20 protein-coding genes are annotated in these 25,424 nt (G+C 64.8%); 14 read left to right on the top strand and 6 right to left on the bottom strand.

Annotation, left to right across the window (positions count from 1 at the left end):
* Positions 1 to 12: 12 nt before the first annotated feature.
* Positions 13 to 708 carry a haloacid dehalogenase type II gene (locus FEF27_RS08080; RefSeq protein WP_138170343.1) on the bottom strand — a complete coding sequence of 232 codons (696 nt, stop codon included), beginning with the start codon at positions 706 to 708 and terminating at the stop codon, positions 13 to 15.
* A gap of 64 nt (positions 709 to 772) precedes the next feature.
* Between FEF27_RS08080 and FEF27_RS08075 the strand changes: the two genes are divergently transcribed.
* The 7 genes from FEF27_RS08075 (at position 773) to FEF27_RS08045 (ending at position 9,445) form a co-directional block, all read left to right on the top strand.
* A complete protein-coding gene (locus FEF27_RS08075; RefSeq protein ID WP_138170342.1) occupies positions 773 to 2,125 on the top strand; it encodes a dihydrolipoyl dehydrogenase family protein in 1,353 nt (450 codons plus the stop codon).
* A gap of 106 nt (positions 2,126 to 2,231) precedes the next feature.
* Positions 2,232 to 2,993, top strand: a complete 762-nt coding sequence (locus tag FEF27_RS08070; RefSeq protein ID WP_208009741.1) for a LamB/YcsF family protein — start codon at positions 2,232 to 2,234, stop codon at positions 2,991 to 2,993.
* Positions 2,990 to 4,654 (top strand): 5-oxoprolinase subunit B/C family protein, encoded by a 1,665-nt coding sequence (locus FEF27_RS08065; protein WP_138170341.1) that lies wholly within the window; start codon positions 2,990 to 2,992, stop codon positions 4,652 to 4,654. Before FEF27_RS08070 ends, FEF27_RS08065 begins: the two co-directional genes overlap by 4 nt.
* On the top strand, positions 4,651 to 6,408 hold the full coding sequence (locus tag FEF27_RS08060) for an acetyl/propionyl/methylcrotonyl-CoA carboxylase subunit alpha (protein WP_138170340.1): 1,758 nt from the start codon (positions 4,651 to 4,653) through the stop codon (positions 6,406 to 6,408). The genes FEF27_RS08065 and FEF27_RS08060 overlap by 4 nt, the downstream gene beginning before the upstream one ends.
* Positions 6,409 to 6,417: 9 nt before the next feature.
* Positions 6,418 to 7,164, top strand: coding sequence for a GntR family transcriptional regulator (locus tag FEF27_RS08055; protein WP_138170339.1), 747 nt, complete (start codon positions 6,418 to 6,420; stop codon positions 7,162 to 7,164).
* Positions 7,165 to 7,292: 128 nt separating this feature from the next.
* Positions 7,293 to 8,612 carry an NRAMP family divalent metal transporter gene (locus FEF27_RS08050; RefSeq protein WP_243729151.1) on the top strand — a complete coding sequence of 440 codons (1,320 nt, stop codon included), beginning with the start codon at positions 7,293 to 7,295 and terminating at the stop codon, positions 8,610 to 8,612.
* Positions 8,613 to 8,614: 2 nt separating this feature from the next.
* Positions 8,615 to 9,445: a putative hydro-lyase gene (locus FEF27_RS08045; RefSeq protein ID WP_138170338.1), complete on the top strand. Its 831-nt coding sequence runs from the start codon at positions 8,615 to 8,617 to the stop codon at positions 9,443 to 9,445.
* A gap of 87 nt (positions 9,446 to 9,532) precedes the next feature.
* On the opposite strand, the gene FEF27_RS08040 is transcribed toward FEF27_RS08045, so the two are convergent.
* A complete protein-coding gene (locus tag FEF27_RS08040; RefSeq protein WP_166429963.1) occupies positions 9,533 to 10,849 on the bottom strand; it encodes an MFS transporter in 1,317 nt (438 codons plus the stop codon).
* A 48-nt stretch (positions 10,850 to 10,897) separates the two neighbouring features.
* On the opposite strand from FEF27_RS08040, the gene FEF27_RS08035 reads away from it, so the two are divergent.
* Positions 10,898 to 12,661: a 5-oxoprolinase subunit B/C family protein gene (locus FEF27_RS08035; protein ID WP_243729150.1), complete on the top strand. Its 1,764-nt coding sequence runs from the start codon at positions 10,898 to 10,900 to the stop codon at positions 12,659 to 12,661.
* A 40-nt stretch (positions 12,662 to 12,701) separates the two neighbouring features.
* On the top strand, positions 12,702 to 13,643 hold the full coding sequence (locus tag FEF27_RS08030; protein ID WP_138170336.1) for a DUF368 domain-containing protein: 942 nt from the start codon (positions 12,702 to 12,704) through the stop codon (positions 13,641 to 13,643).
* Between the two features lie 20 nt (positions 13,644 to 13,663).
* Here FEF27_RS08030 and FEF27_RS08025 read toward each other — a convergent pair whose 3' ends face one another.
* From FEF27_RS08025 to FEF27_RS08015, 3 genes are all read right to left on the bottom strand, one after another.
* On the bottom strand, positions 13,664 to 14,743 hold the full coding sequence (locus tag FEF27_RS08025; RefSeq protein ID WP_279526790.1) for an ATP-binding protein: 1,080 nt from the start codon (positions 14,741 to 14,743) through the stop codon (positions 13,664 to 13,666).
* Between the two features lie 282 nt (positions 14,744 to 15,025).
* Entirely contained in the window at positions 15,026 to 15,553 is a 528-nt protein-coding gene (locus tag FEF27_RS08020; RefSeq protein WP_138170334.1) for a CBS domain-containing protein, read from the bottom strand.
* Positions 15,550 to 16,065 carry a CBS domain-containing protein gene (locus FEF27_RS08015; RefSeq protein WP_138170333.1) on the bottom strand — a complete coding sequence of 172 codons (516 nt, stop codon included), beginning with the start codon at positions 16,063 to 16,065 and terminating at the stop codon, positions 15,550 to 15,552. Before FEF27_RS08015 ends, FEF27_RS08020 begins: the two co-directional genes overlap by 4 nt.
* A 90-nt stretch (positions 16,066 to 16,155) precedes the next feature.
* Here FEF27_RS08015 and FEF27_RS08010 point away from each other — a divergent pair, with 90 nt between their 5' ends.
* On the top strand, positions 16,156 to 17,655 hold the full coding sequence (locus FEF27_RS08010) for a hypothetical protein (RefSeq protein WP_138170332.1): 1,500 nt from the start codon (positions 16,156 to 16,158) through the stop codon (positions 17,653 to 17,655).
* On the opposite strand, the gene glsA is transcribed toward FEF27_RS08010, so the two are convergent.
* Positions 17,652 to 18,704 (bottom strand): glutaminase A, encoded by a 1,053-nt coding sequence (gene glsA, locus FEF27_RS08005; protein ID WP_138170331.1) that lies wholly within the window; start codon positions 18,702 to 18,704, stop codon positions 17,652 to 17,654. The two genes, FEF27_RS08010 and glsA, sit on opposite strands and share 4 nt — an antisense overlap.
* A gap of 45 nt (positions 18,705 to 18,749) precedes the next feature.
* On the opposite strand from glsA, the gene FEF27_RS08000 reads away from it, so the two are divergent.
* The 4 genes from FEF27_RS08000 to FEF27_RS07985 all read left to right on the top strand — a co-directional run bounded on the left by FEF27_RS08000 (position 18,750) and on the right by FEF27_RS07985 (position 25,070).
* A complete protein-coding gene (locus tag FEF27_RS08000; RefSeq protein WP_138170330.1) occupies positions 18,750 to 20,021 on the top strand; it encodes a hypothetical protein in 1,272 nt (423 codons plus the stop codon).
* Between the two features lie 177 nt (positions 20,022 to 20,198).
* Complete coding sequence (locus FEF27_RS07995; RefSeq protein ID WP_138170329.1) at positions 20,199 to 21,773, top strand: N-acetylneuraminate synthase family protein; 1,575 nt, start codon at positions 20,199 to 20,201, stop codon at positions 21,771 to 21,773.
* A 125-nt stretch (positions 21,774 to 21,898) separates the two neighbouring features.
* On the top strand, positions 21,899 to 24,007 hold the full coding sequence (locus tag FEF27_RS07990; RefSeq protein WP_166429962.1) for a glycosyltransferase: 2,109 nt from the start codon (positions 21,899 to 21,901) through the stop codon (positions 24,005 to 24,007).
* A 250-nt stretch (positions 24,008 to 24,257) separates the two neighbouring features.
* A complete protein-coding gene (locus FEF27_RS07985; RefSeq protein ID WP_208009737.1) occupies positions 24,258 to 25,070 on the top strand; it encodes a hypothetical protein in 813 nt (270 codons plus the stop codon).
* The last annotated feature ends 354 nt before the right edge of the window (positions 25,071 to 25,424 follow it).

Here is a 25,424-nt window from a genome sequence, read left to right as displayed (position 1 = left end):
ACGACGCCGTGTTCAGGGCCGGTGCGGGTGGTCGCCTGCACCACGGAGCGCTTCCGCAAGCTCCTCCATGGAGCCGGCGGTGACCTCGGGCGCGTGGAAGTAACCGGGCCAGCGCCCGCCGTCCCGGTTGATCCATCCCGTGCCCAGACCCGCACGCGCCGCACCGTGGATATCCCACGGGTGGACCGCCACCAGCATCATCTCCTCCGGCTGGACCCCGCACTGACCGGCGGCATACTCATAGGCCGAGCGGGCCGGCTTCCACGCCGCGGCATCCTCCACTGAGAGCAGCTGCTCGAACTCCGGGGTGATCCCGGAGCGATCCAGCAGGCCGCGCGCGACCTCCGCCGCACCATTGCTCAGGGTGACCAGCCGGAAGCCGCGGGCGCGCAGCGCTCGGACACCAGGCGGGACATCCGGATGCACCAGCAGCTGGCCGAATCCCTCCATCACGTACCGCACGCCCTGCTCACGGTCAGTGGTCAACGGCAGGCCGTGCAGCACCTCATGCAGCATTGCGGTACCGATCTCAGCAAAGCCGGCACGGTCTCCGGCAGCGGTGAGGGCGAAGCCGTCACGCAACAGATGGGAGAACCACAGCGGTGCGAGGTGCCGGGGCGCTCCGATGGCCTCGAACCGCCCCGCCAACGGTGCCATATCGGACAAGGTCTCATTGACGTCGAAGACGATGACTGAGGGTGCGCTCATGGCCTGACTCTAGACTGGGAACAGCGCTGCCCGCCACGGCCGCCTACCGGAACGGAGCATCAGCATGGACCACGAGTACGACCTGCTGGTCATCGGTGCCGGCATGGCAGGTATCTCCGCCGCCACCAAATGCGCCTCCCAAGGGTGGCGGGTCGGCATCGTCGATGACCTGCCCTACGGCGGCACATGCGCGCTGCGCGGTTGTGACCCGAAGAAGATCCTGCGCCGCGGCGCGGAGGTGGTCGAGGCTGCCCGGCTCATGGCAGGCAAGGGCGTCCTCGATCCCGGTCTGGCCATGGACTGGGCTGCGCTGAACCAGCACAAGCACACTTTCACCGATCCGCTGCCGCAGCAGATGGAGCAGAATCTGCGCACCCACGGGGTGGACGCCCTGCACGGGCCGGCGCAGTTCACCGGGCCCCGGAGTGTGCTCGTTGCTCAGGCCGAGCACACGGCGGCGAAGGTGCTGATCGCCACCGGCGCAGTGCCGCGTCCGCTGGATTTCCCAGGGTCAGAGCATCTGATCGACAGCACCGAGTTCCTGAACCTGACGGACCTGCCGGGGCGTATTGTGTTCCTCGGCGGCGGGTTCATCTCGTTCGAATTCGCCCATATCGCGGCCCGGGCCGGCAGCACCACGGTCATCGTCGATCGCGGCGTGCGGCCGCTGAAAGAGTTCGATGCCGATCTGGTGGAGCTGCTGGTGGCCCGCGGCGCCGAGGCGGGGGTGGAAGTCAGGCGCCGCACCAGCATCGCCAGCATCGAAAAGACCGGAACCGGGTACACGGTCAGTCTCGAGACACCTCGGGGTACCACCACTGTGGAGACGGACCTGGTGGTCCATGGTGCCGGGCGGCAGGCTGATCTCGCCCGGCTGAACCTGGAGGCCGCGGGGGTCCGTTACGGCGACGCCGGAGTTGAGGTCGAAGCCCACCTGCAGAGCACGACGAACCCCCGTGTCTACGCCGCCGGCGACGCCGCGGCCACGCCCGGCCGGCCGTTGACCCCGGTGGCGGTGGCCGAGGCGAAGGTTGCCGCCTCCAATATGCTGAAATCCGCGACCGCAGTGCCGGACTACAGTGCCACACCGACCACGGTGTTCAGCATCCCCGAGCTCGTCCGGATCGGCATGCTCGAAGAGGAGGCGCGTGCCAGCGGCGTTGATGTGGAGGTGCGGTACACCGACACCAGCGGCTGGTACTCCCAGCACCGCATCGGCGAACACGCCGGGGCAGTCAAGATCTTGGTGGACCGGTCCGATGACCGGATTGTAGGGGCTCACCTCTTCGGTGCTGACTACGCCGAACTCGGCAACACCATCAGCCTGGCCATGAAGCACGGTCTCACCGCGAGTCAGCTCCGCTCCGCCAACGCGACCTACCCCTCGGTCGGCTCGGACCTGGGTTCTCTGCTGTGAGCAGGCACCGTCAGGCACAAAAGTACCTACTTATTGTTGAACAATCGTGTGACCTACGGCATGCTGGTGGTGACCTCGATTCTCTCCAGCAGGAAGGTGCAGTGAAGTGAGTGCAGTGATTGATCTCAATAGCGACGTCGGCGAGTCCTTCGGCAATTGGCGGATGCCGGATGAGCAGATGGTCGAGGTGGTCTCCAGCGCGAACATCGCCTGCGGCTTCCACGCCGGTGACCCGCTCACCATTCGCTCCACCGCGGCCAAAGCTGCCCAAAACGGAGTGGCCATCGGCGCGCACGTCGGGTACCGCGATCTGCCCGGTTTCGGACGCCGGTTCATCGACTACGACCTCAAAGAGCTCTCCGCCGATGTCCTCTACCAGCTGGGCGCACTAGAGGCCATGGCCCGAGCCGCCGGCTCCCGGATCAGCTACGTCAAGCCCCACGGCGCGCTCTACAACACCATCGTCACCCACCAGGACCAGGCCAAAGCCGTCATCGACACCATCGCCGAGTACAACTCTGAGCTGCCGGTACTGCTGCTGCCCGGGGGCTACGCCCTGGACTACGCCCGCGAACAGGGGCTGCGCGGCGTCGCGGAGGCCTTCGCTGACCGTGCCTACAACCCGGATGGCTCGCTGACATCCCGCCGCCAGGAGGGCTCGGTGCTCCATAACGTGGACCAGGTGGTGGAGAATATGCTCCGGCTGGCCCAAGACGGTGTGCTCATCGCACATGACGGCACCCGGATCGAGACGGAGGCCGAGAGCATCTGCACCCATGGCGACACCCAGGGATCGGTGGAGATGGCCCGTGCGGTCCGCGAGGCCCTCATCGCCGCCGGTATCGAGATCCGCAGCTTCGCGGCATGATCACCGGCATCCGGTCCGCCGGCCGGCTGGGCCTGCTGCTGGAGCTGGACACGCTCGATGACGTCCTGGCTGTCCACCAGCATCTGAAGGCCCACCCCCTGCAGGGACAGGTCGACGCCGTGGCCGCGGCCCGGACGATCATGCTCACCTTCACCCACCGTGCCGAGGTCCGCGCCGCCGAGCAGCAGACCGCCCAGCTCAGCGGTCTGACGTTCTCCACCGGGGACCGGGAACTGAAGCAGATCCCGGTGGTGTACGACGGCGAGGACCTCGATGAACTGACCCAGACACTGGGAATGAGCACCGAGGCGTTCATCCACTGGCACTCCAGCCAGCAGTGGCTCGGGGCCTTCGGCGGGTTCGCCCCCGGGTTCACCTACTGCACCCCGGCCGAGAGCACCCAGCCGATTCCCCGCCGCGCCTCGCCCCGGACGGCAGTGCCGGAGCGCTCGGTGGCGGTCGCCGGGGACTTCTCCGCGGTCTACCCGCGCGTCTCACCCGGGGGCTGGCAGCTCATCGGCCGGACCTCAGCGGATATGTGGGACCTGAACCGTGAGCAGCCGGCGCTGGTCTCACCCGGGGACACGGTGGTCTATGTGCCGGTGTCGGCTGAGGAGCTCACGCTCAGCAATGACACTGAGAGCCAGCCAGCCGCTGAGCACGACGCCGCCACCCCGGCTGAGCGGGATACTCCTTCGGGCCGAGCCCAGCGGCCGCCGCTGCTGACCGTGGAGGACCCCGGCATGCAGTTGTTGGTCCAGGATGACGGCCGCCCCGGCTACAGCGACCTCGGAGTCTCCCGCGCCGGCGCAGCCGATGAGGCCGCCACGCGCCAGGCTAACCGTCTGGTGGGGAACCCCGAAGACGCCGCAGTGCTGGAATCACTCATGGGCGCTGTGCGCCTCACCGCCGGCTGCACGGCTGTCCTGGCAGCCACCGGCGCCGAGACCACACTGACCATCACCGCGGAGGACGGCACCACACGGCAGGTGCCTATGTGCGCGCCCTTTGCGCTGAGTGCCGGGGAGCACCTGCAGATCGGGGCTCCCACCCGCGGGCTGCGGGTCGTCCTGGGTCTGCGCGGGGGAGTCGCCGGGCATCCGGAGCTGGGCAGCCTCAGCAGCGACACCATGTCCGGGCTCGGCCCCGCGCCCCTGCAGGCCAGCGACACGCTCAGCGCAGCGGAGACCACCTCTCACACCGCGGTGGGCATGCCGGAGCCCACCACCCTGGCCGGCACGGGAGAGGATGGCAGCTTCACCCTGCGCTTCACCTACGGGCCGCGCGAGGACTGGTTCGCCGAAGCCGAGCAGCACCGGCTCGCCGCCCAGCCCTGGCAGGTGACCCCGCAGTCCAACCGGGTCGGTGTCCGGCTCGAACCCGCTGCCTCCCAGGACACCGAGGCCCGCTCACTGCAACGGCACCGCACCGATGAGCTGCCCAGCGAAGGGGTGGCTCGTGGATCCCTGCAGATGCCACCGTCGGGCAACCCGGTGCTGTTCCTCAACGATCACCCGGTCACCGGGGGCTACCCCGTCATCGGGGTCCTCCTCCCGCAGGACCTGCCCGTGGCCGCCCAGCTGAGCCCCGGAGACACCATCCACCTGCTCCCGGTAGACCCTGACTCGCTCACACCACTTCCATCGGAGACCCAGTCGTGAAGAAAATCCTCATCGCCAACCGCGGAGAAATCGCGGTGCGCATCATCCGCAGCGCCCGCACCGCCGGCTACTCCACCGTCGCCGTCTACGCCGACCAGGACCTCAACTCCCTACACGTACAGCTCGCCGATGAGGCCACCCCGCTTCCAGGCGCCACTGCCGGGGAGACCTACCTCAACAGGCAGGCACTGATGGAAGCCGCTCAACGCACCGGGGCCGATGCCGTCCACCCCGGCTACGGGTTCCTCTCCGAACACGCCGGCTTCGCCCAAGACGTTATCGATGCGGGCCTGACCTGGATCGGCCCCACACCGGAGACAATCCGGAAGCTGGGCAACAAAGTCACCGCACGCGAGATCGCTGTGGCTGCCGGTGCCCCGTTGGTGCCCGGCACCGACGGCCCGGTGGACAGTGCCGACGAGGTCCGGGCCTTCGTGGAAGAGCACGGACTGCCGGTGGCTGTGAAAGCAGCCCACGGCGGCGGGGGCCGGGGCATGCGCGTGATCCGCACCTTGCAGGAGGTGGACGCCGGTTACGAGGCCGCAGTGCGCGAGGCCGAGGCCGCCTTCGGCGCCGGGGAGTGCTATGTGGAGCGATTCCTGGACAAACCTCGGCACATTGAGGCCCAGGTGCTCGCTGATACCCAGGGCCGGGTGGTGGTGGTCGGCACTCGGGACTGCTCACTGCAGCGCCGTAACCAAAAACTGGTCGAAGAGGCCCCCGCACCGTTCCTCACCGCCGAGCAGCGCCGCGAAGTGCACGAGTCGGCGCGGGCCATTGCCACGCAAGCCGGTTACACCGGAGCAGGGACTGTGGAGTACCTGCTCAGCCCCGACGGTCTGCTGACCTTCCTGGAGGTCAACACCCGGCTTCAGGTCGAACACCCGGTCACCGAGGAGACCACCGGGGTGGACCTGGTCGCCGAGCAGCTGCGCATCGCAGAAGGCCAGCCAGTGAGCCTCACCGGCGACCCCGACCCCACCGGGCACTCCATTGAGTTCCGCATCAACGCAGAGGATCCCGCACTCGGGTTCCTGCCCACCCCGGGGCCGGTGGAGATCTTCTCCCCACCCACCGGACCGGGGGTCCGGGTGGACACCGGAATCCGCAGCGGTGATGACGTCCCTGACGCCTTCGACTCCATGTTCGCCAAAGTGATTGTCACCGCACCGGACCGCTCCGCCGCGTTAGCCCGGGCAGAGCTGGCCCTCGCCGAGATGCGCGTCGCAGGGTTGCCCACCGTGCTGCCCTTCCACCAAGAGGTGCTCCAGGCGCCGGACTTCCGGGCAGAGAACAGCTCCGGTGCCCAGGACGCGGACCACTTCGGTGTGCACACCCGGTGGATCGAGACCGATTTCGCCCCCGTCCTGGAGGAGTCTGCGTACCTGGCCTCCGCGCTGCGGCACCAGGAGACTTCCATGCAGCGGATCACCATGGAGGTGGACGGGCGCCCCGTCGAGCTCGGTCTGCCAGCCGCACTGACCACCTTGTTAGGGGCCTCCGCACCGGTGCCGCAGGAGACCGGCGCGGCAGCTGAGGCCGAAGGCAGTGTCACCGCCGGGTTCGCAGGCACCCTGGCCCGCTGGGAGGCCGAAGACGGTCAGGAAGTCTCCGCCGGGGACGCGCTGGCGGTGTTGGAGGCGATGAAGATGGAATCCACGGTCACTGCACCCGCGGCAGGAGTGTTTTCCCGCGCAGGGATAGAGCCGGGGGAGCAGGTCACCGCAGGTCAGCAGCTGGGCAGCATCGGTTAGATTGGGGGCATGTCCCGCTTGACCCCGCACGACGTCGCCCCCACCTCTTCAGCTGCGGCACCCGGCACCTCCGCTGACCTGACAGACGTCTGGGATCAGTGGCTGGCACCGCTGGAAGCAGCCGACCATGCATACGTGCCCGTCCGGGTCGCCGGTGTGCTGCGCCGTGCGATCTCGGCGGGCCAGATCCTACCCGGGAGCAAACTCCCGGAGGTGAAGATCACCGACCGGCTGGGCGTCTCCCGGCATACCCTGCGCAGTGCGTTCCAGATGTTGGCCGCTGACGGGCTGGTGGACCGGCAGCCCAACCGCGGGGTCTTCGTCCACGAACCCACCGGCGAGGACGTCCGGGAGATCTACCGGATCCGGCTCATCCTCGAGACCGGGGCGGTACGCACCACCGTCTTTCCTCCGGAGGCGGTCCAGCAGCTGAAGCAGATCACCCGGGGCGCCGAGCGCGCTCGCGAAGCCGGCGACGTGCCCGCCATGGCCCAAGCCAACCAGGCGTTCCACCAGCGGCTGGTCGCCCAGGCCCGCAGTCCTATGCTCGATGAGCTCATGAGCAAGGTCCTGGCTCGGATGCGTCTGGTGTTCGCTGGACGGCGCGGCGACCCGGACTTCCACTCCACCTACGTGGCGGGAAACGTGAAACTTGCCGACCTGCTCAGCCGGGATCAGCGCCAGGAAGCCGAAGAGCACCTGGTGAACTACCTGCTCAGCGCCGAACGTGACCTGCTGCGACGCTTGGAGAATTAGCAGGTTCCCGGCCAGCGAATCTGCTCTCAGACCAACTTTGTTGCACAATCCCCTTGAAGTGATTGTTCAACAACCGTAGGCTACGTCACACCAGCATTCGCCACGGACTCACCATCGAGGAGCACACTGTGCCAGCAGAACCTACCGCTGATGCCCGGGAAGACAGCCCGGAAGCGGTCACACCGAAGAAAAAATCCAAGCCTGCAGGTCCCACCTTCATCGCCACCCGGCGCACCGCGATGCTCGGGGCGATGTTCCTTATGGCGGTCTCCGCAGTGGGGCCGGGGTTCATCACCCAGACCTCCGAGTTCACCCTGCAGCTCGGTTCGGCCTTCGCCGCAGCCATCCTCATCTCCGTCATCGTGGACATCGCCATTCAGATGAACGTCTGGCGCACCCTCGGAGTCTCCGGGCTCTACGCCCAGGAGCTGGGAAATAAGATCCTCCCCGGCCTCGGCTGGGCCCTGGCGGTGCTGATCTTCTTCGGCGGGATCGTGTTCAACGTCGGCAACATCGCCGGTGCCGGCATGGGCATGAACGCCATGCTGAACATCGACCCCGAATGGGGCGGAGCCATCTCGGTGGCCCTGGCTATCGCCATCTTCCTCTCCAAGAAGGCCGGTGTGGCCCTGGACCGCATTGTGGTGGTCTGCGGTGCCGTGCTGATCCTGCTGATGGCCTATATGGCCATCGCCACCTCCCCGCCGGTGGTCGACGCCGCAGCTCAGACCTTCGTGCCGGTGCTACCCGAAGGGGAGGGCCTGGGCACATTCTTCTTCGTCACCACCACCCTGATCGGCGGCACCGTCGGCGGCTACATCACCTACGCCGGAGCACACCGGGTGATCGCCTCCGGGCACACCGGGCCGGAGAATGCTAAGACCATTGCCAAGGCGTCTGTGATGGGCATCATTGTGGCCAGCATCATCCGCTACCTGCTCTTCCTCGCGATCCTGGGAGTGGTCACCACCTACTCCGTCACCCAGATCGAGCAGACCGGCCAGGAGAATGTGGCCGCCTCCGCCTTCCTGCTGGTGCTCGGCGAATGGGGCCTGCGGGTCTTCGGCATCGCTTTCTGGGTGGCCGCCATGACCTCCATTCTGGGCGCGACCTACACCTCGGTGTCCTTCATCACCACCCACAAGACTTCGGCCCGGCTGCGCGCCTGGTTGTTCGTCGGCTTCCTCATCCTGACCTGCGGAATCTTCCTGGTGCTGGGGCAGGCTCCCGCCACCCTGCTGATCATGGCCGGTGCCTTCAACGGTGTGGTGCTGCCGCTGGGCTTCGCCGTGATCCTGATCGCCGCCTGGTTCAAGCGTGGCACTCTGCTCGGCGGCTACCACTACCCCAAATGGCTGCTGATCGCCGGCACACTGATCTGGCTGCTGACCATCTACATGGGCCTGAATTCCCTCACCGGGATCGCCGAGCTCTGGCAGGGCGGCTGAGCATGACCACCATCGACGGCGCCGCACCGGCCCAGACCACACCCGCGCAGACCACACCCGCCCAGACAACCCCGGGGCAGGCTCGGGCGCAGTTCCGGGCCGGGCTGCGCCGGCCCACCTCCGGCTACAGCGCTGGCTACGCACAGGTCAACCTCATCGCAGTGCCGCAGCAGCAGGCTTTTGACATGCTGCTCTTCGCCCAACGCAACCCCAAGTCCTGTCCCGTGCTGGGGGTGCTGGAGGCAGGCCAGTACAGCTCAGAACTCCTCAGCGGAGGGGACATCCGTACTGACATCCCCGCCTACCGGGTCTACCGGCACGGTGAGCTGGTGGACGAACCGGATGAGGTCACTGCGGTGTGGCGGGAGGACCTGGTGGCCTTTCTCATCGGGTGCAGCTTCACCTTTGAGGCACCACTGCTGGAGGCGGGCCTGCCGGTGGCTCACCTGGAGCAGGGGAGGAACGTGCCGATGTACGTCACCGACAGGCCCTGCCAGCCGGCCGGGACCCTCTCCGGCCCCCTGGTGGTCTCCATGCGGCCCTTTCCGCCCGAGAGCATCGCTGCCGCGGTGCGCATCACCTCCCGCTACCCGGGAGTCCACGGTGCCCCGGTGCACATCGGGGCACCCGAACAGCTCGGCATCACTGACCTGCAGAACCCTGACTTCGGCTCCCCGGTTGACATTCCCCAGGGGTGGACCCCCGTGTTCTGGGCCTGCGGGGTGACCCCTCAGGCAGCAGTTATGCACTCGGCCCCGGAGCTGGCCATCAGCCACGCGCCCGGGCATATGCTCATCACCGATCTGCCCAACAGCCAGCTGCAGGTGCCCTAACCTGCTCTCCTCCCCACGCGGCGCCTGAGCTACGACCCTCAGCGTTACGCCCCTCAGCGCCTCAGCGCCGCGACATTCGAACGTGCCTCAGACCCCCGGGGTCTTCGCGCTGGGAGCCTCGTCGGTGTCGTCGTCGTCCTTCTCCTCCGGCTGTGGCGGCAGATGCGGCATCACACCAGTGGCCTCATTGACCCACCCGCGGGTCCGGCGCCGGGCCACCCCCTGCCTGACGCCGTATTTTCCGTGCACCAGCCAGTAGAGGACGATCGCCCCGACCACCACACCGGCGCATCCGGCGTACATCACGTGGAACCCCCACAGGTCTACCAGGGGGCCCAGCGCCAGAGGAGCCAGTCCGAACCCCAGATCCATCATGATAAAAAACGTGGAGATGCCGATGCTGATCCGGTAGGTGCGCAGCTTGGAGGCGATGATCGCTTGGATGGCGGGCAGCAGGGAACCGAATCCGAACCCGGCCAGCACACCGGAGACGACCATCACCGCCTGGTTCGGTGACCAGGCCAGCAGGACCATGGAGACCGCGAACGCCGCCAGGGCGGGGATCACCACCGGGTTGTCCCCGTACCGGTCCTGGACCCGTCCCATGAACAGGCGCACCACCAGCATGGTCGCGGCGTAGACCACAAAGTAGAGACTGGCCCCGTCGGACATCCCCAGCGACTGAGCGTAGCCGTTGAGGAAGGTCATCACCGAGGCGAAGCTCAGCCCCAGCAGGGTGGCCACCAGAGCGATGGAGAACGCCCGCGGTTCGATCACATCCGACGGCCGCAGCCGCAGCCGGTCCCGGATGGGCATGCCGCGGCGCTTGACCTCCGGGGTGTTGACCAGGCAGGCACAGAGGAACGCCACCGCAGAGACAATCATCACCGCGTAGAACATGCCATCGAACCCGTGGCGTTCGGTGAGCTGAATGGCCGCCAACGGCCCCAGCGCTGGCGGAAGCGAGTTCGCCAGCAGATAGTACCCAGAACCTTCGCCGCGCCGGTTCCTGGGAATGATGTCGAACACCGCAGCGGTCAGGGCGGTCTGCCCGAACCCCAGGGCGACCCCGTGTCCCAGGCGCAGGATGATCAGCCACTGGTAGGAGTCCACCCATAAGTAGAGCACCCCTGCCAGTGCGAAGAGCCCCAAGCAGATCACCAGGGTGGGCTTGCGGCCCAGGGTGTTGACGTACTTCCCGGCGAAGAAGCGTGCACCCAGGGCCCCGATCACGAACGCGCTGGCGGCGAATCCTGCGGCAGTTTGGCCTGCGCCGAACTCGGTGGCGGCATAGACTGCCATCCCAGTGACTAGGATGAAGAACGCGGTGGTAATAGCAAGATTGATCAGGATCGCCAGGAGGAAGTTCCAGCTCAGCAGCGGTTCTTTCGTATCCTGATCCACGTAGTTGATTCTTTCATGAGGGGGTGACAGTGGTCGCGGAGCTTTGCAGTGACCGCAGCACCGGTCTCAGTCAGGCCTCACCTGATGCCTGAGGCGGTGCGTCCGGCCGGGCAGCGGGCCCTGTTGGCGGAGTTCACCTCCGTGGCGGAAGTATTGGCCTTCCACCGGCAGCTGATGACCAAGCCGCTCCCAGGGCAGCTGGAGGCGGTCCCCGCCGCGCGCACCGTACTGGTGGTTTTCCGCACCCGCCATCACACCGGGGAAGCGGCCAAACAGTTACGGCGGCTGCGTCCGCGTACCGGTGCGGCCAGCCCGGGACGTGAGGTGGAAATCCGCGTCCATTACGACGGCGCCGACCTCACCACCTTGGCCGAGCAGCTGGGGATCAGCAGCCAGGGACTCATCGACTGGCATACCTCGACCCGCTGGGTCGGGGGCTTCGCCGGTTTCACCCCCGGGTTCACCTACTGCGTGCCTGAGCCAGTGGCCACCCGCAAACGGCTGCGTAAGTCCGAGCAGCCCTTCCAGGTGCCCCGCCTGGAGTCTCCCCGCACGGAGGTACCCGCCGGCGCAGTGGCACTGGCCGGGGAATTCTCCGCCGTCTACCCGCGCAGCAGCCCCGGCGGCTGGCAGCTGATCGGCAGCACAGATGCGGCGCTGTGGGACCTCGACCGGGGTGAACCAGCGCTGATCCAGCCCGGAGACACCGTCAGCTACGTACCGGTCACCGAGCAGATCACCGTGACGGCGCCGGGACAGCAGGCGACCCGCTCCGCGGAGCAGCGCCGGGGGGTCCCGGAGGCCGATGCGGTGGTGGACGTGCTCAACCCAGGTCCGCAGACCCTGCTGCAGGACCTCGGCCGTCCCGGACGTGCGCACTGGGGGGTGCCCCCTTCCGGGGCGGCCGATGTGCAGGCCCTGCGGCAGGCCAATGAGCTGGTCGGCAATGACGATTCCGCCGCCGGGTTCGAGGTGCTGTGCGGCGGCCTGGAGCTCACGGTGCGGCAGACCTCGGTGGCGGCGGTCACCGGCGCAGAGACCACGCTGACAGTGCGGAGCCCGGCAGCCAAAGAAGTCTCCAATATGGCGCTCAACGGCACCGGGGCGGCCAAGCGCCCAGCGGATGAGCCCGCGGAGGCCCACCGGGTCCGGTCGGTTCCGCTGCGGGCGCCCTTTCTGCTCTACCCGGGGGAGCGGCTGCGGCTGGGCACCCCGCAGCGAGGGCTGCGCAGCTATGTGGCCTTCTCCGGTGGGCTGGCCGCCCAGACCGTGCTGGGCAGTGCGTCCACCGATGTCCTCTCCGGCCTGGGCCCCGCGCCGGTGGCCGCAGGGGACACCTTCGCTCTGGTGGGTGTGCCCTCGGGATTTGTGGGGATCGCCGATGTGGCGCGCACCGCACTGCCCGAGGTGGCGGGACCCACCCAGCTGCGCTTCATCCCCGGACCGCGCCAGGAGTGGTTCGCCAGCCGGCACAGCAACCCGGGGCTGGACGCCTTACAGGCCTTGGTATGGACGGTGCGGGAGGATTCGAACAGGATCGGGCTGCGCCTTTCGGCCGAAGAGGCTGCGCCCTCACCGGCGATCGCCTGGACCCGCCCCGAGGAGCTGCCCAGCGAACCAGTGGTCCGCGGCGCCATTCAGGTCCCGGGGTCCGGTGACCCGGTCCTGTTCCTGGCTGATCACCCCGTCACCGGCGGATACCCGGTGATCGGCGTGGTCGTCCGTGAAGACCTGGGACTAGCGGCCCAGCTTCCGCCGGGGGCAGAGGTCCGGTTCCAAGCGGTGCATCCCGACACTCTGGAACCGGTGTAGAGCTTCCCGGTCTGCCCGTTCACTGCGGTAGGCTTCACCCGTGACCGACACCGCTGACCATCATCACACCTTCCATTCCGCTTCCCTGGATCGGCGCACCTCGGTGCCCGGCAATGTGGTCCGCGGGGCGCTGATCGGGGTGGTCGAGACTGTGCCGGGTGTCTCCGGTGGGACCGTGGCCCTGGTCACTGGGATCTACCGGCAGCTGATCGGCTCGGCCTCTGCGGTGGTCTCTGCGGTGCGCGTGCTGGTGACGGGTCCGGACCGTGTGACCAGCATGTGGGCGCACCTCTCCCAGGTGCACTGGAGGGTGATCATCCCGGTGCTGATCGGGATGGTGCTCGGTCTGGCCACGGCAGTGCAGTTCATCGGCGACTGGGTGGAGAACTACCCGGAGCTGACCCGGGCGGCGTTCTTCGGCATGGTCCTGGTCTCCATCGCCGTGCCGTTCCGGATGGCGCTGCAATCGGCTGGCGGGGCACTGCGGCCACGGCATTGGACGCTCGGCGCGATGGCCGCGGCCGTGACTTTCATCCTGGTGTCGCTGCCGCCAGGGACGGTGCAGCCGCACTGGTGGCTGGTGGTCCCGGCGGCGGCAATCGCGGTCTCGGCGCTGCTGCTGCCCGGACTCTCAGGAGCGTTCCTGCTGCTGACCTTCGGTCTCTACGAACCGACCATCAGCGCTGCCCGTGACCTGGACCTGGGCTACTTGGGTGTGTTCTTTGCCGGGGCAGTGCTGGGCATGGTGAGCATTGTCAAGGTCCTGAAATGGCTGCTGGATCACCATCACACGCTGACCATGGTGGTGTTGGCTGGAGTGATGCTCGGGGCGCTGCGCACCCTGTGGCCCTGGCAGACCGAAGACCGCGGCCTGCTGGCACCGGATCAACTGCTGGGTCCCGCGGCAGGAATCGCGGCTGCCGGCGCAGCGGTGGTGGCGGTCCTGGTGATTCTCGACGCCCGCTTCTCGCGTGACCAATAGGGCCCGCGCCGAGGAGGGGTTCAGAAGTCACTGATGGACGTGGCAGCAAGCAGATCATCCAACGGAAGAACTGTGATGTGCTCTGTGAGGCGGTACCTCTTGCCTCCTGGGTAGATCACCCGGAGGGCGTCAAGGTCAAGTTCTCTGCCAGCATGCCGCATTGACGCGGTGAGCTTGGGTGCGTCGGATCGTTTGACCTCAAAACCCAATCGTTGCTCACCCTCTAGGATCAGGTCGAGCTCGGCACCATCTTTCGTCCTCCAGAAATGCGGCTGGTAGCCTTCCGCCCGTCGAAGGATTTCCTCGATCACGAAGCCCTCCCAAGAGGTGCCCACACTCGGGTGTCGAAGCAGTGACGGATGATCATTTACTCCTCCCCAGAGTGCGTGCAGCAATCCGGTGTCCCGATAGTACGTCCGGGGAGTTCTGACAAGCCTCTTTCCCTGGTTGCTGTGCCAAGGTGGTAGCGCTCGGATCAACAGTGCGTCGCTCAGCCCGTCCAGGTACTTGCGGACTGTCGACTCTCCTATGTCGAGGTTGCTGGCGATAACCGAAGCGTTGATGGGCCCCCCATGCTGGTGCGCGACGAGCCCCAGGAAGCGTCTGATAGTCGAAGCCGGTAGAGCCAGCCCGAACTCGGCGAGATCCCGATTTGCCAAGGTCTGCACATACGAGTGCCGCCAGGTGAGGGAATCTTCGTCTGAGGTGGCAAGAAGTGCCGGTGGATACCCACCCCTCCTCCATACCGAATCTGAGTCATTGACGTCTGCAGGGCCCATGCCAGGCAACTCGATGACCTCGACTCGTCCGGCCAGTGACTCAGACGACTGTCTCAGGGCACGCGGCGAAGCACTGCCGAGCACAAGGAAAGTGGCTGGTCGACTCTCCCGGTCAGCCAGAACTCTCAACACGGGAAAGAGTTCGGGGTGCCTTTGCACTTCGTCAATGACAACTATTCCGGTCAGCCCATCGAGTGCAAGCATGGGCTGCTCAAGGCGAGCAAGGTCTATGGGATTCTCCAGATCGAAGTAGTTCTCCGATTCTGGTGGGACCACGGTTCTTGCCAGGGTTGTCTTGCCCACCTGGCGGGCTCCGACCATCAACACCACTGGCGCCCGACGAAGTGACTCCTCTAGCTTCGCTCTGTCCTGAACTCGGTCTTGCATATTGTTAGATTACCCGGCAAATCCGCATCAGTCATGCGGATTTGCCGGGTAGTCCGCAGATCTGATGCTGAGTCTGGACAAAATCCTGCTGGCACCGGATCAACTGCTGGGCCCGGCGGCTGGCATAGCGGCCTCGACGCCCGCTTTTCTCGTGCTGGGTAGTACCCCGGGTCAAGTAGGCCCCGTGCCGAGTAGGCGCTGAAATATCCCTGCCGTTTATCTCAGGTGGTCTGTTTCTGAGATCTCCACCGGGCCGGGCCCGCGCGCCAGCTGAGCAAGGGCTTCTACCGCATCAGGCCGGTGCTGAGCGCACCACTGGAAGACAACAGTGGGCTCCAAGACTCCTGCCATTTTCTCGCCCTCCAGCACCAGCAGCGGTCGGACCCCTTCATCCCTGAGTAGCTCCACGGCGGTGTCGAACGGCTCATCGGCCTCCAAGAACCGGGCTGGTGCCACAATGGCGTTGCCGCACCGCATGGCAGACCAATAATCGGGGTATTTGTGCCGGAGCTGTTCAATGTCTTCAGCGGTGAGCACACCCACTGGAGTGTCATCGTGCTCGGTCACGGCCACATACGGCACCCCGGGATTCTGCAGCTGGCTCAGGGCTGCCTCCACACCTTCTGAGGCGCGAATCTGCACACTCACCGGGACCAGTGCCTTGCGGACAGCGGTGGTCTCGGCAGGGGCAGCAGTAAGGGGATCGTTCTTCGGCTCACTGGGCCGGCTGTCAGTGGTGGTCACCGGGCACCTGCTTCCGGCCTGTCCTGTCCAGGTGAGGGGTCCTCAGTGGAGGGAGCTTCTTTCGGCAGATACCCGTGCTCTTGGCCCCAAAGGCGCACCTCGTGGGGGCGTAGGACGCCCACTGGGGTACCCTCCTCCTCCACCACCAGCGGCCGGATACCGTGTTCCCGGTATTGGCGCAGCACCTCCGTCACGGCAGCGTGCGCGGGGATGCGAGTCTGCGGCAGGGTCATCATGGACGCGCAGGGCTGGGCCTGCCAGCCGGCGGGATCTGCCCGCACCGCAGTCAGAACATCCTCAGCGGTCAGGATTCCCACGACCTCCCGGCGGTGGACCACCACAGTGAAAGCTTCGTCGCTCTGGGCAATGTGGTCAGCCGCCTCACGCAGGGGGTGATGTGCCCCGACCGTGGGATGCAGCGGGCTCATCAGGTCAGCGGCCTGGGGGACCTGCTGGGTACCGGGTTCCGGGGCAGCTCCGGAGGTGGAACTGGGGTGCAGCGTGGGGTTCATGGACTCACTTCACCTGTCAAAGTGGGGGAGTCCGCTGCTTGAACTCGTGGACATAAGCTTAGCAAGAGAGTCGACGGGAAGAAGGGAGTTATGAGGACAGATCCAGGGGGTAAGCTCCAGCGGGGCGCGAAGCACGGTAAGTCTCTGGTCGCGGACATGGAGTCCTCGGTCACCGCGGTGCGGATGATCTCCGGCTTCCTGTCCGGGTCCACAGCTCCGGTGCTCAGTGGGGTGCCCTCGTCTTCCGCGGCGGCGGATGCGGTCAGTGCGCTGCCACAGCGGATGCAGAACAAGGCATTCGAACTTGCCGGACGCAGCGAAGCACTGCGGCAGAAGAAGATCAGCGACATCGACGTCGACGCCATTGATCAGTGGGTCGTCGAGCAGTATTCCGCCCGGCGCACCGGCCGGACGAGCTATCCGGCAGTGGTGATGGGGTCCGTATCAGGGGCAGCGTTCTTTCTTGCTGCCGCCCTAGGTGTCCCCTTCCTGCCGCAGACCACTCTGGTGGCCGTCAACGACGGTGACACCGACCCCGATGACCCGCACCAAGCTATGCGACGGTGGGCTCCGGCAGCCCAGCAGATCGCGGCGAACAACCCCCGGGTTTCGGTCTACCACATGCATGACCCCGCCCAGGACCGGCCCATGATGAAACAGACCGCTTTCTTCCGGCTCAAGCGCGCCGGGCTCGGTCCGGTCTACCGGGAGTTTCTGCGCAACTCTCTGGCCCCTGAGGGTCACGTCATCACCCTGGAGAACACTCGCACCTGGCGGGTGACCCAGACCGGGGAGCGCAGCTTCTTCCAGTTCGGGTGCCTCGGCGGCATGCCGGAGGAGGAGTACGTCTCCGGCAGCCAGCGGCTGCACGACTTCCTTGAAGCCGAAGGCTCAGCGCAGCGACATTGGGAGGCGCCTGCGCCCACCGGGCGGCGCCCGGACGGGGAGTGGGGCTTTGACCCTGCCTTCGGAACAGACCTTGACGAGCTGGCAAGTGGCGCGGGGTGGAGGCGCCGTCGGCTCTATCAGAATGAGCCGCAGGATGCGTCCGCGTTTCTGGCCGAGCTCTACCGCGACTGGTACCGCCGGCTGGGATGGGAGGACAACCGGCTGCTGGCGCAGACCTATACCTTGCTGGACCCCCGGGCCACTATGGCCACCGGGTCGGTGCCCTTTTGGAACAGGTTCCACATGCAGCCCAGCTTTGATGTCCTCTCCGAATATCTGCACACTGCTCAGCCGTATGAGGAGATCCTGATCAGTCTGTTTTCCAATGGGGTGCGTTCTCCGGGGCTGGTGGATCTTTCCCAGTGGGAGGCGCTCGCCGCAACCCATGCAAGTACGCGGGGAGAGGTGATTGGGGTGAACCCGGAGACCTTTCCGTTCGACGCCGGGCATCCGCTGCGTTTTCAGCAGGCGCTGGAGGCCGCCGGCCCCCACCGGGACCTGCCGGAGCCGTTGACGGTGGCGGAGGTGGACGCGTTTGCCCGTGCTTACGGGATCGCTGTGTCCGCCGGGTCGCTGCCGGAGCATCACGACGACGTCGCCGGAGAGGGTTTCCGGAATCCAGTCAGCTGGGTGGGGGACTAGTGATCTGAGAGTTTCTTCAGCCACTGGGCGACGTCGCGGCGCTCACTGGCCATCAGGTGCAGCCCCAGGTCAGCACACAGCTGGGCGAACATTTCCACGCCCTGGACGCTGTTACCTTCATCATCTAACCGCGGGGCGAAAGAGGCCAGACCCACTTGTCCGGGAAGGACTCCGATAATCCCTCCCGAGACGCCGGACTTTGCAGGGATGCCGATCCTGGCCAGCCACCGCCCGGAGCCGTCATACATGCCGCAGGTGGCCATCACACTTAGGGTGCGGCGGGCGGCGCCTTCGGAGACCACGCGTTCCCCGGTCTCGGGGTGGATGCCGTTATTGGCCAGAGTCGCGGCCATCCGTGCAAGATCCCGGACGGTGACCAACACGCAGCACTGGTCGGTATAGCCGCGCACCGCCTCCTCCGGCTCCACCTCCAGAATGTCGTGGGTCTTGAGCATGTTCGCGATGGCGAGGTTGCGGTAGTCCTTGGCGTACTCTTCCTCCGCCAGCTCGCGGTCCACATTCAGGTCGCGCCCGGCGAAGACGCTCAGCCCCTGCACGATCCGTGCGGTGCGGGCCTGGACCTCGGGGTGGTGGGAGGTGGTGGGCTCGCCGTTGCCTTGCGGGTCGGCTTTGTCTGGGCTGACCAGCTGGTGGGCGACCAGAGCCCCGGCGTTGATCATGGCGTTCAGCGGCCGGCCGGTGCCTCCTTCTAGGGAGAGCTCGTTGAAGGCCTCCCCGGAGGGTTCGGTGCCGACGCATTCGTGCACGCGTTCCAGCCCGGCGTCGTCCAGGGCCATGGCGTAGTCGAACGGCTTGGAGATGGACTGGATCGTGAAGTAGTGCTGGTCATCACCTGCGGCATACTCGGTGCCGTCGGCGGTGACCAGAGCCAGGGCGTGCTGGGCCGGGTCAGTGTCTCCGGGGGCTGGCAGCTGCTCGGAAATGTGTCCGGAGGTGTCCTCCCCGCAGGTGGCAAGCACCTGCTCCAAGTAGTCACTGACGGAGGAAGCCTGCTCCGGCGGCTGTGGTTCAGCTGGAGAATCTGACATGGTGCCAGACTAAACCCAGGTGTCCCCGTCTGGCAGAATGAGCTCATGAGTGAGGGCTCCGGAACTTCTGACCAAGAAACCATCGCTGTCGTTGACGATGGGGACGGGGTGCTCCTGCTGGGAGCTGAGGAGCAGTTGGGCGCGCTCGATAAGCTCACCGGCGTCAATGTTCGTCGGCCCTCAAGTTTCACGCTTTCCCGGGCCAGCAACGCTCTGGGTGCCGTGACAGGACTTCAAGCCGCCAGTGGGCGCTGGTTGAAGTTGGACAGCGAGTCCGCTGTGTTCCTCCAGAAGAATGGGATTCTCAGTGTCAAGGCGGGCGTGGTCCGCAGGGGCAATGGGCAGATTCTCAAACACCTCAAGTTTGAGAACGCGGCGCTGTTGACTCCCGCCGCCCCAGCCGCACTGTCCGCAATGGCGACGCAGGCTGCTCTGGAGGCCGCATTACAGGACATTCAGCAGTACCTTGTCTCGATTGAGGCGAAGCTGGACAAGTTGCTCAAACAGCGCAAAGTCGAGGTGCTCGGTCAACTCGGCGGAGTCACTCTGGCAATCGATGAGGCACATTCTCTCTACCTGCACACCGGAAGAATCTCCGCCGTCACCTGGTCAAAAGTTCAGGCGAATTCACTGGCACTGCAAACCATGCAGTCGGAGGCCGTCGCCCAGCTCGAGGAACTCGCCGACCGGCTGAAGGAACAGATCGGAGACATCGACGGCTCAGCTCAGGTGCTGGCAGACGTGCGTGAGGATGCACCGTTCTGGCTGGGGGTATTGGCGAGGTGCATGGCGCTTCAGGATCGGCAATACATGATCGAACTTGCACGAGTGTCCGACGAGGAACCCGACCAGGTCGAAGCCCACCATGAGGGCATTAAACGTGCCCGGCTGGAACGGGCGCAGCGGATCAGTCAGCGGTTGGCGTCCATCCGGGAGTCTGTCGAAGGCTGCGCGGAGTTATCGAACCTGGAGCGGGTCACCAGCCCGATCAGTACCAGACGTATTACCAGTGGAGCCAACGAGGTCAACCAGACTATTACCGACTTCGCTGAGCATGTGGCTTTGGATCTCACCGCTCATGATCATCTCGACGCAGTCCCGTGGGGCACTGCCGTCAAGGCGGTGATAGACGATGTGGGTTCACGCGCCGGTGCCGCTGGCGGCCACGTGGCAGGCCAAGCCAAAGGGGTCACAGCGCGTCTAAGGGAGCGGCGCGAAGAGGCGCTCGAGTCCAAGCTGGAGAAGCTGCGGAGCAAGCGCAAACCCAAGGCGGAGACTGGCGCGCTGGAAGAACCAGATCACCCCGCAATCACCTGAACTGCGCATTACCCCGCGCGGCATGCGACCGGGGGACCACGTGCATGCCAGGCTCGGCGGCCAGGGGGCCGACTACACTAATCGTGGTGCACGGGCTGCTAAGCGGATGTGCGGACGCGCGCAGCCGCGGTCTGGCTGTCGAATTCGACGCGAAAGGTACAGGTGAAGTCACCGACCATGATGAAGTCATCCGCTGAAGCGATTGCTCACCTGGCGGCCTCGACTGCGCAGAAGTACAGTTCGGACACCATCGTGATCCTTGGGAAGGGTCCGTCAGCGGACCAGGTACATTCACGAGTCTTCAAGGACGCGGTCGTCATTGGAGTCAATGACGCCGAACGTATCCACCCCACCGACATCACTATCTTCTACGAGGACTGGGTGGGGGAGTCCGTGGCAGAGGACGGGCTGCGCTCCGCTGCCTATGTGACCTCCACCAGTTTTCATGCCCCGGACCGGAAAGTGGTGCGCCTGCCCTTCCGCCCGCTGTCCAACGACGCTGAGGACCAGGTGCTGCTGCGTTTCCAGGATCGCAGCGAGGTGGCCATTGAGGAGGCTATGTTCCTCACTGCATTAGAGATCGCCCGCGCTATCGCCGATCATCGTGACCGGACCCAGACGGTCTACATGGTGGGCTTCGACTTCACCCCCGATGCTGGTCAAGCCCGCGCTGCCGCGTCCCAGTACAGCCCGGAGCTGTCCTCACGCCGTCGGGCGGGTATGGAGTTGCAGGAGTACATCCTGCAGAACGCGCTCTACACCCTGGAAGACACGAACCTCGACGTCCGGCACGTAGGCACGCGTGACTTCTCTGATCTGACCCCTGAGTTGCTCAACGAGCGTTACCACGTCTCCGTGGCAGAGTCGCCTCTGCCAGAGCCAGTGGACTACCCGGATGTGGAATTGCCCGCAGTCGAGATCACTGCGGAAATCACCACGAACCATTTCGGCGATCTGGACCGGCTGGAGAAACTCGTGCGCGCCGCGCACGCGGCCGGGGCCGATTGGGTGAAGGTGCAAAAGCGGGATGTGAATACGTTCTATACCTCTGAGCAGCTGAAGTCTCCGTATAAGTCCCCTTACGGATCCACGTTCGGCGACTATCGCCGACAGCTGGAGCTCGGCAAGGAGGGCTTTCAGTTCCTGGATCAGCTGACCCAGGACTTAGGCATTGGGTGGTTTGTTTCAGTATTGGACCAGCCCTCTTTTGAGTGGATGACCAGTGAGCTTGATGTACCGATGGTGAAGCTGCCTTCGACCATTTCGGAGAAGAAGGAGTACCTGGAGTTCGTCGCGCAGAACTACTCGGGGTCGCTGGTGGTGTCCACCGGCATGACGGACCAGGCTTATGAGCAGTGGCTGCTGAAAACCTTCACCCGGCAGGATCGGCTGTATCTGTTGCACTGCAATTCGGCGTACCCCACACCTGATGAACACACCAACATCGGGGTTGTGCGCCACTATGCGCATCTAGCCCAGGAGCAGAATGGCCACGGCGGTCCGCGCATCATCCCCGGCTATTCAAGTCATGATTACGGGTGGATGGCCTCTGCGCTCGCGGTAGCGGCCGGAGCGCAGATGGTGGAGAAGCACGTCAAGCTCGGCCATACCGAATGGGCCCACTTCGACGCTGTCGCCGTAGACCTCACCACTGAGGCCTTCACGGAATATGTCGACGCCATCCGGCAGGCGCAATTGCACGTTGGGTCCTCCCAAAAGAAGATCACCGCCAGCGAACACCATAAGTATTGAGGCGGCTGCGCCAGCGCCGATCAGGAGGATGTATGTCCCATGGGCTTGGTTTCCCGGTGCCGGGCTTCGTTGGAGCCCCGACCTGGGTCAACAGATGGCACCTAGGCTCTAACAGTGATGTCGAGATGGGTGTCAGCGATAGCGGTCACCTGCGCATCAGGAAGCCCACTGAAGCTCCCCGGCATCTGACCCTCCAAGCCACCCCGCAGGATTTGAAGCGCTTGAGGCAGGGCAAGGGCATCGCCGTGGACCCGGGAAGCGCCTACAGCGCATGGCTGAACGCGGTAACAACGGGCGGAGCGGCTGCTCAATTGGTGATCCATGAATTCGACAAGCTGGGTCAGCGGGTAGCTCGCTGGGCGGTAGATAACAAGAAACGTGGAGTTCTTGTGACCGACCCGCATACCCGCTCTCTGGTCCTCTCGGTGCGCACCGCTGGGGTGGGTTCCGCGACCGTAAAGAATCTGGAATTTAGCCCCTTGTCAGGTACCTCCGATTATGAGACTGGGTTCCGTCTCCAGGGGGCCGTCCCGGCAGAGCGCGCGAATTCCGGTCTACCCAACGCGCAAGACATCGGTGTGCTCATGAGTCTCCGGCGAACGTTGTACGATCGGATTCCACTGCGGGTAGTGCTTAAGGAGGCGGAAGCCCCCACTGTGGCCAGTGCGCTGATAGCCGGGGGTCACTTGTTGGAAGCCCAAGCTGTGGTCGACGCCTTTGACCTATACTCGCGCCTCAGGATCGGAGAACTTAAAAAGATCTTCTACCATGCGCGGCGCACTGGTTACATCCGCTTTGCTCTCTGTTCCATGCGCGAAGTCTCGCGGCGGAAGAACGATGACGCAGATCGGCAGACCGTGGAACAACTGACCTATGAATGCCAGTTCCACAACGATCCGTGGGACCTTCTCGATAATTTTCCCCGCACGGCCTTTCACGACCCGGCGGGGCCCGTGCTTCACATGGTCGGGAAGTCCTATCCGGAAACGCAAACAGGGTACACCCTTCGCACCAAGTACACAGTGGATGCGCTTCGTCGCCAAGGAATCGACTCAGTGGTGGCGGTTCAGACCGCAGGTAATCACGGTGAGGGACTTGAAAAGACCACACGCGGGGACGTTGACGGCACTCCAGTGGTGCAATTCGGTGGACTGCCGGCTAACCAGACCAGCCGAAAAGCATGGCTGCGCCGCAATGCCGCAGAGCTCTACGCCCTCGTTCAGCAAGTACGGCCCAGCGTCATTCACGCGCATTCCGACTTCATAAATGGTGTACTGGCTACTCACGTGGGAGAAGCCGTCGGGATACCAGTCGTGTACGAGACCCGCGGATTCTGGGAAGAGACATGGTTATCACGGATCGGGCAATCCAACGAGTGGGGTGATCCTGAGCTGATCTCCCGAACCTACGGTTATCCACACCTTTATCTCGGACGCCGATACATTGAGGGCCGGGTGCGGGAGCGGGCGGATCGCAATGTGACCCTGGCGCAGACGATGAAGGATTCGATCCTTGAGCAAAGCCCTGATGGTGCTGTGCGAGCAGATCACGTGTATCTGGCGCGAAACGCTGTAGACCCCGCCGATTTCCCTCTCCAGCCTCGTTCTGCGGGGTTTCGTGCTGACCTTGGGTTGGCTCCCGGCGACGTCGTCCTCGGGTACATCAGTTCCATGGTGGAGTATGAGGGTATCGAGGTATTGATATCGGCCTACCGGCAACTCCGTGATGTCACGCCGAACGTTCGGCTGCTGCTGGTGGGAGGAGGCAGACACCTCGAGGAGTTGAAACGCTATGCAGCGCGGGAGGGGTTGCACGACGTCATCTTTACCGACAAGGTGCCCCACGAAGAGGTAATTGAGTACTACCACGCAATCGATGTCTTCGTAGTGCCTCGTCGCCGGACGCGGGTGACCGAATTGGTCACGCCACTAAAACCCTTTGAGGCTTTTTCCACGGGACGGCCCGTTGTGATGTCCGATGTTGAGGCGCTGGCGGAGATTGCCCGAGACTCCGGCGGGGCTGGTCGGCTTTTTCCAGCAGATGACTCTGGTGCGCTTGCGAATGTGCTGTCAGAGCTGGTCCACGACGAAGAGCTCCGCGAACGGCTCGGTCGGCAGGGAGCTGAGTGGGTGCGCCGCGAACGGTCTTGGGATGCGAACGTCCTGGCATATGCCAAGCTCTATCGGGAGCTGCAGGCCGAAGTGCTGGCAGAAAGTGCGCGCGCCCGTGGCTGACCGTCACACGGCTCCTGTCGCTGATCCCCCCACCGGCAACGGCAAATTCGGAGCTCTTTTCTGGCTAACTTTGGTAGGATCTGCACTCGCCCTTGTCGTCCTTACGGTCGTGATTACTCTCGCGACGACCAGTCCAGGCCTAGACGACACGGAACAGCGTGAGGGTGACGGGCGTGACGCAGACGCCTCGGACACTTCAGCGCTCACCACGGAGGTTGAGTTCGGCAGTCAAGACGTCATAGTCGCGAAGGTGGACATCCCGGCGGGCACAAGTGGGGCTGTTCTGCTGCCTTACGACGTTAATGTCGAGTCTCTGGCTGCGGCGGCGCCACGGGCAGCGATGGTCGCCTTCCGCATTGAGTGCCACGATGACGACGGACGCGCCGAAATGCAGTCAGACGGCAAACTGAGCACTAACGTCTTTCTTGCACATGGCGGCAATGTCTCGGGCCAGGCGCTGACTGCGCCCACCGAAAAAGCACTCAAATGCGCGTTGCTGGCTTCGGCCCCATTTATCGAGAGTACCGAAGACGGACTAACATCACTTGCAGTCCAGGCAGACCTTCGAAGCGAATCCCCCGACGGGGAGCACCTCTTGGCCCTAGATCGACTCGACGATGCCACTTTAGTACAGACAGGACAGGCCGAATACGTCTTGAGCTTGAAAGTCGATGATCCCGCCGTCCTGGATAGCATGAGCACAACCGTCCGCCTGACTTCCTGTACCGTCGTCGGAGGGTCTCGGGATGGCGGAACGGGAGAGAACCTTTGCCTGGAATCGATGACCGGTCGTGAGTCATCCACCGTGCGGATTCGGGTCATTGCACGCTGGCTGAACGCCGACGGGGAGGTCACGGGCACCACCAAGTACTGGGACGAGACCCTCGCGGTCGACTACAACACCCACCATGTGCCGTGGACGCTGCGGCAGGGCGATATGGCACAGCGGGTCTCAGACTCCGCTGACGCAGTGGTCTTGGTCGTTCAAGTTCAAAGCCTCGCTGGAACACCATTCGTCATTCATGCCGACGGCACTGACGCCGTGATCAGTACACGTCGTTGAAAGGTGACATGCGTCATTCAGCAGAGGACAGCACGGTAGGCTCAACAAGTTCGTTGCATTAATAGGGGCCGAGTGCCGCCATAGGAGAGATACTCATGGACCACGACTCCGTACCTTTTGACGTGACTGGTCCGGGCAGTCCGAGGAGCGCCGACGTCCGAGAGGCCTACGCCAAAATTACTTGCCGAGGGCTCCACGTCATGGGTGAGATGATTGAACACGATCGCGCGTACCGATCCAACGAGGATGGACATTTCGCATGGGATGTCTCCTTGCTCATCCGTGCAGCGTGTTTAGCCTGGCGAGTGACTAGTGACCCGCTGCATCTTCGGCAGGCCGTTACGTGGGCGAAGC

It is taken from the genome of Nesterenkonia sphaerica (assembly GCF_005771565.1).
Lineage (GTDB): Bacteria > Actinomycetota > Actinomycetes > Actinomycetales > Micrococcaceae > Nesterenkonia > Nesterenkonia sphaerica.
Note: the sequence above shows the minus strand (reverse complement) of the source record. Positions and strands in the feature narration are given on the sequence as shown.

Coding starts and splice junctions, on each gene's coding strand:
- FEF27_RS08065 (WP_138170341.1), top strand. CDS start 2,990: ATGATCACCGGCATCCGGTCCGCCGGCCGGCTGGGCCTGCTGCTGGAG.
- glsA (WP_138170331.1), bottom strand. CDS start 18,704: ATGTCAGATTCTCCAGCTGAACCACAGCCGCCGGAGCAGGCTTCCTCC.
- FEF27_RS08010 (WP_138170332.1), top strand. CDS start 16,156: ATGAGGACAGATCCAGGGGGTAAGCTCCAGCGGGGCGCGAAGCACGGT.
- FEF27_RS08025 (WP_279526790.1), bottom strand. CDS start 14,743: ATGGTCGGAGCCCGCCAGGTGGGCAAGACAACCCTGGCAAGAACCGTG.
- FEF27_RS08045 (WP_138170338.1), top strand. CDS start 8,615: ATGACCACCATCGACGGCGCCGCACCGGCCCAGACCACACCCGCGCAG.
- FEF27_RS08080 (WP_138170343.1), bottom strand. CDS start 708: ATGAGCGCACCCTCAGTCATCGTCTTCGACGTCAATGAGACCTTGTCC.
- FEF27_RS08000 (WP_138170330.1), top strand. CDS start 18,750: ATGAGTGAGGGCTCCGGAACTTCTGACCAAGAAACCATCGCTGTCGTT.
- FEF27_RS07990 (WP_166429962.1), top strand. CDS start 21,899: ATGGGTGTCAGCGATAGCGGTCACCTGCGCATCAGGAAGCCCACTGAA.
- FEF27_RS08015 (WP_138170333.1), bottom strand. CDS start 16,065: ATGAACCCCACGCTGCACCCCAGTTCCACCTCCGGAGCTGCCCCGGAA.
- FEF27_RS07995 (WP_138170329.1), top strand. CDS start 20,199: ATGATGAAGTCATCCGCTGAAGCGATTGCTCACCTGGCGGCCTCGACT.
- FEF27_RS08055 (WP_138170339.1), top strand. CDS start 6,418: ATGTCCCGCTTGACCCCGCACGACGTCGCCCCCACCTCTTCAGCTGCG.
- FEF27_RS08075 (WP_138170342.1), top strand. CDS start 773: ATGGACCACGAGTACGACCTGCTGGTCATCGGTGCCGGCATGGCAGGT.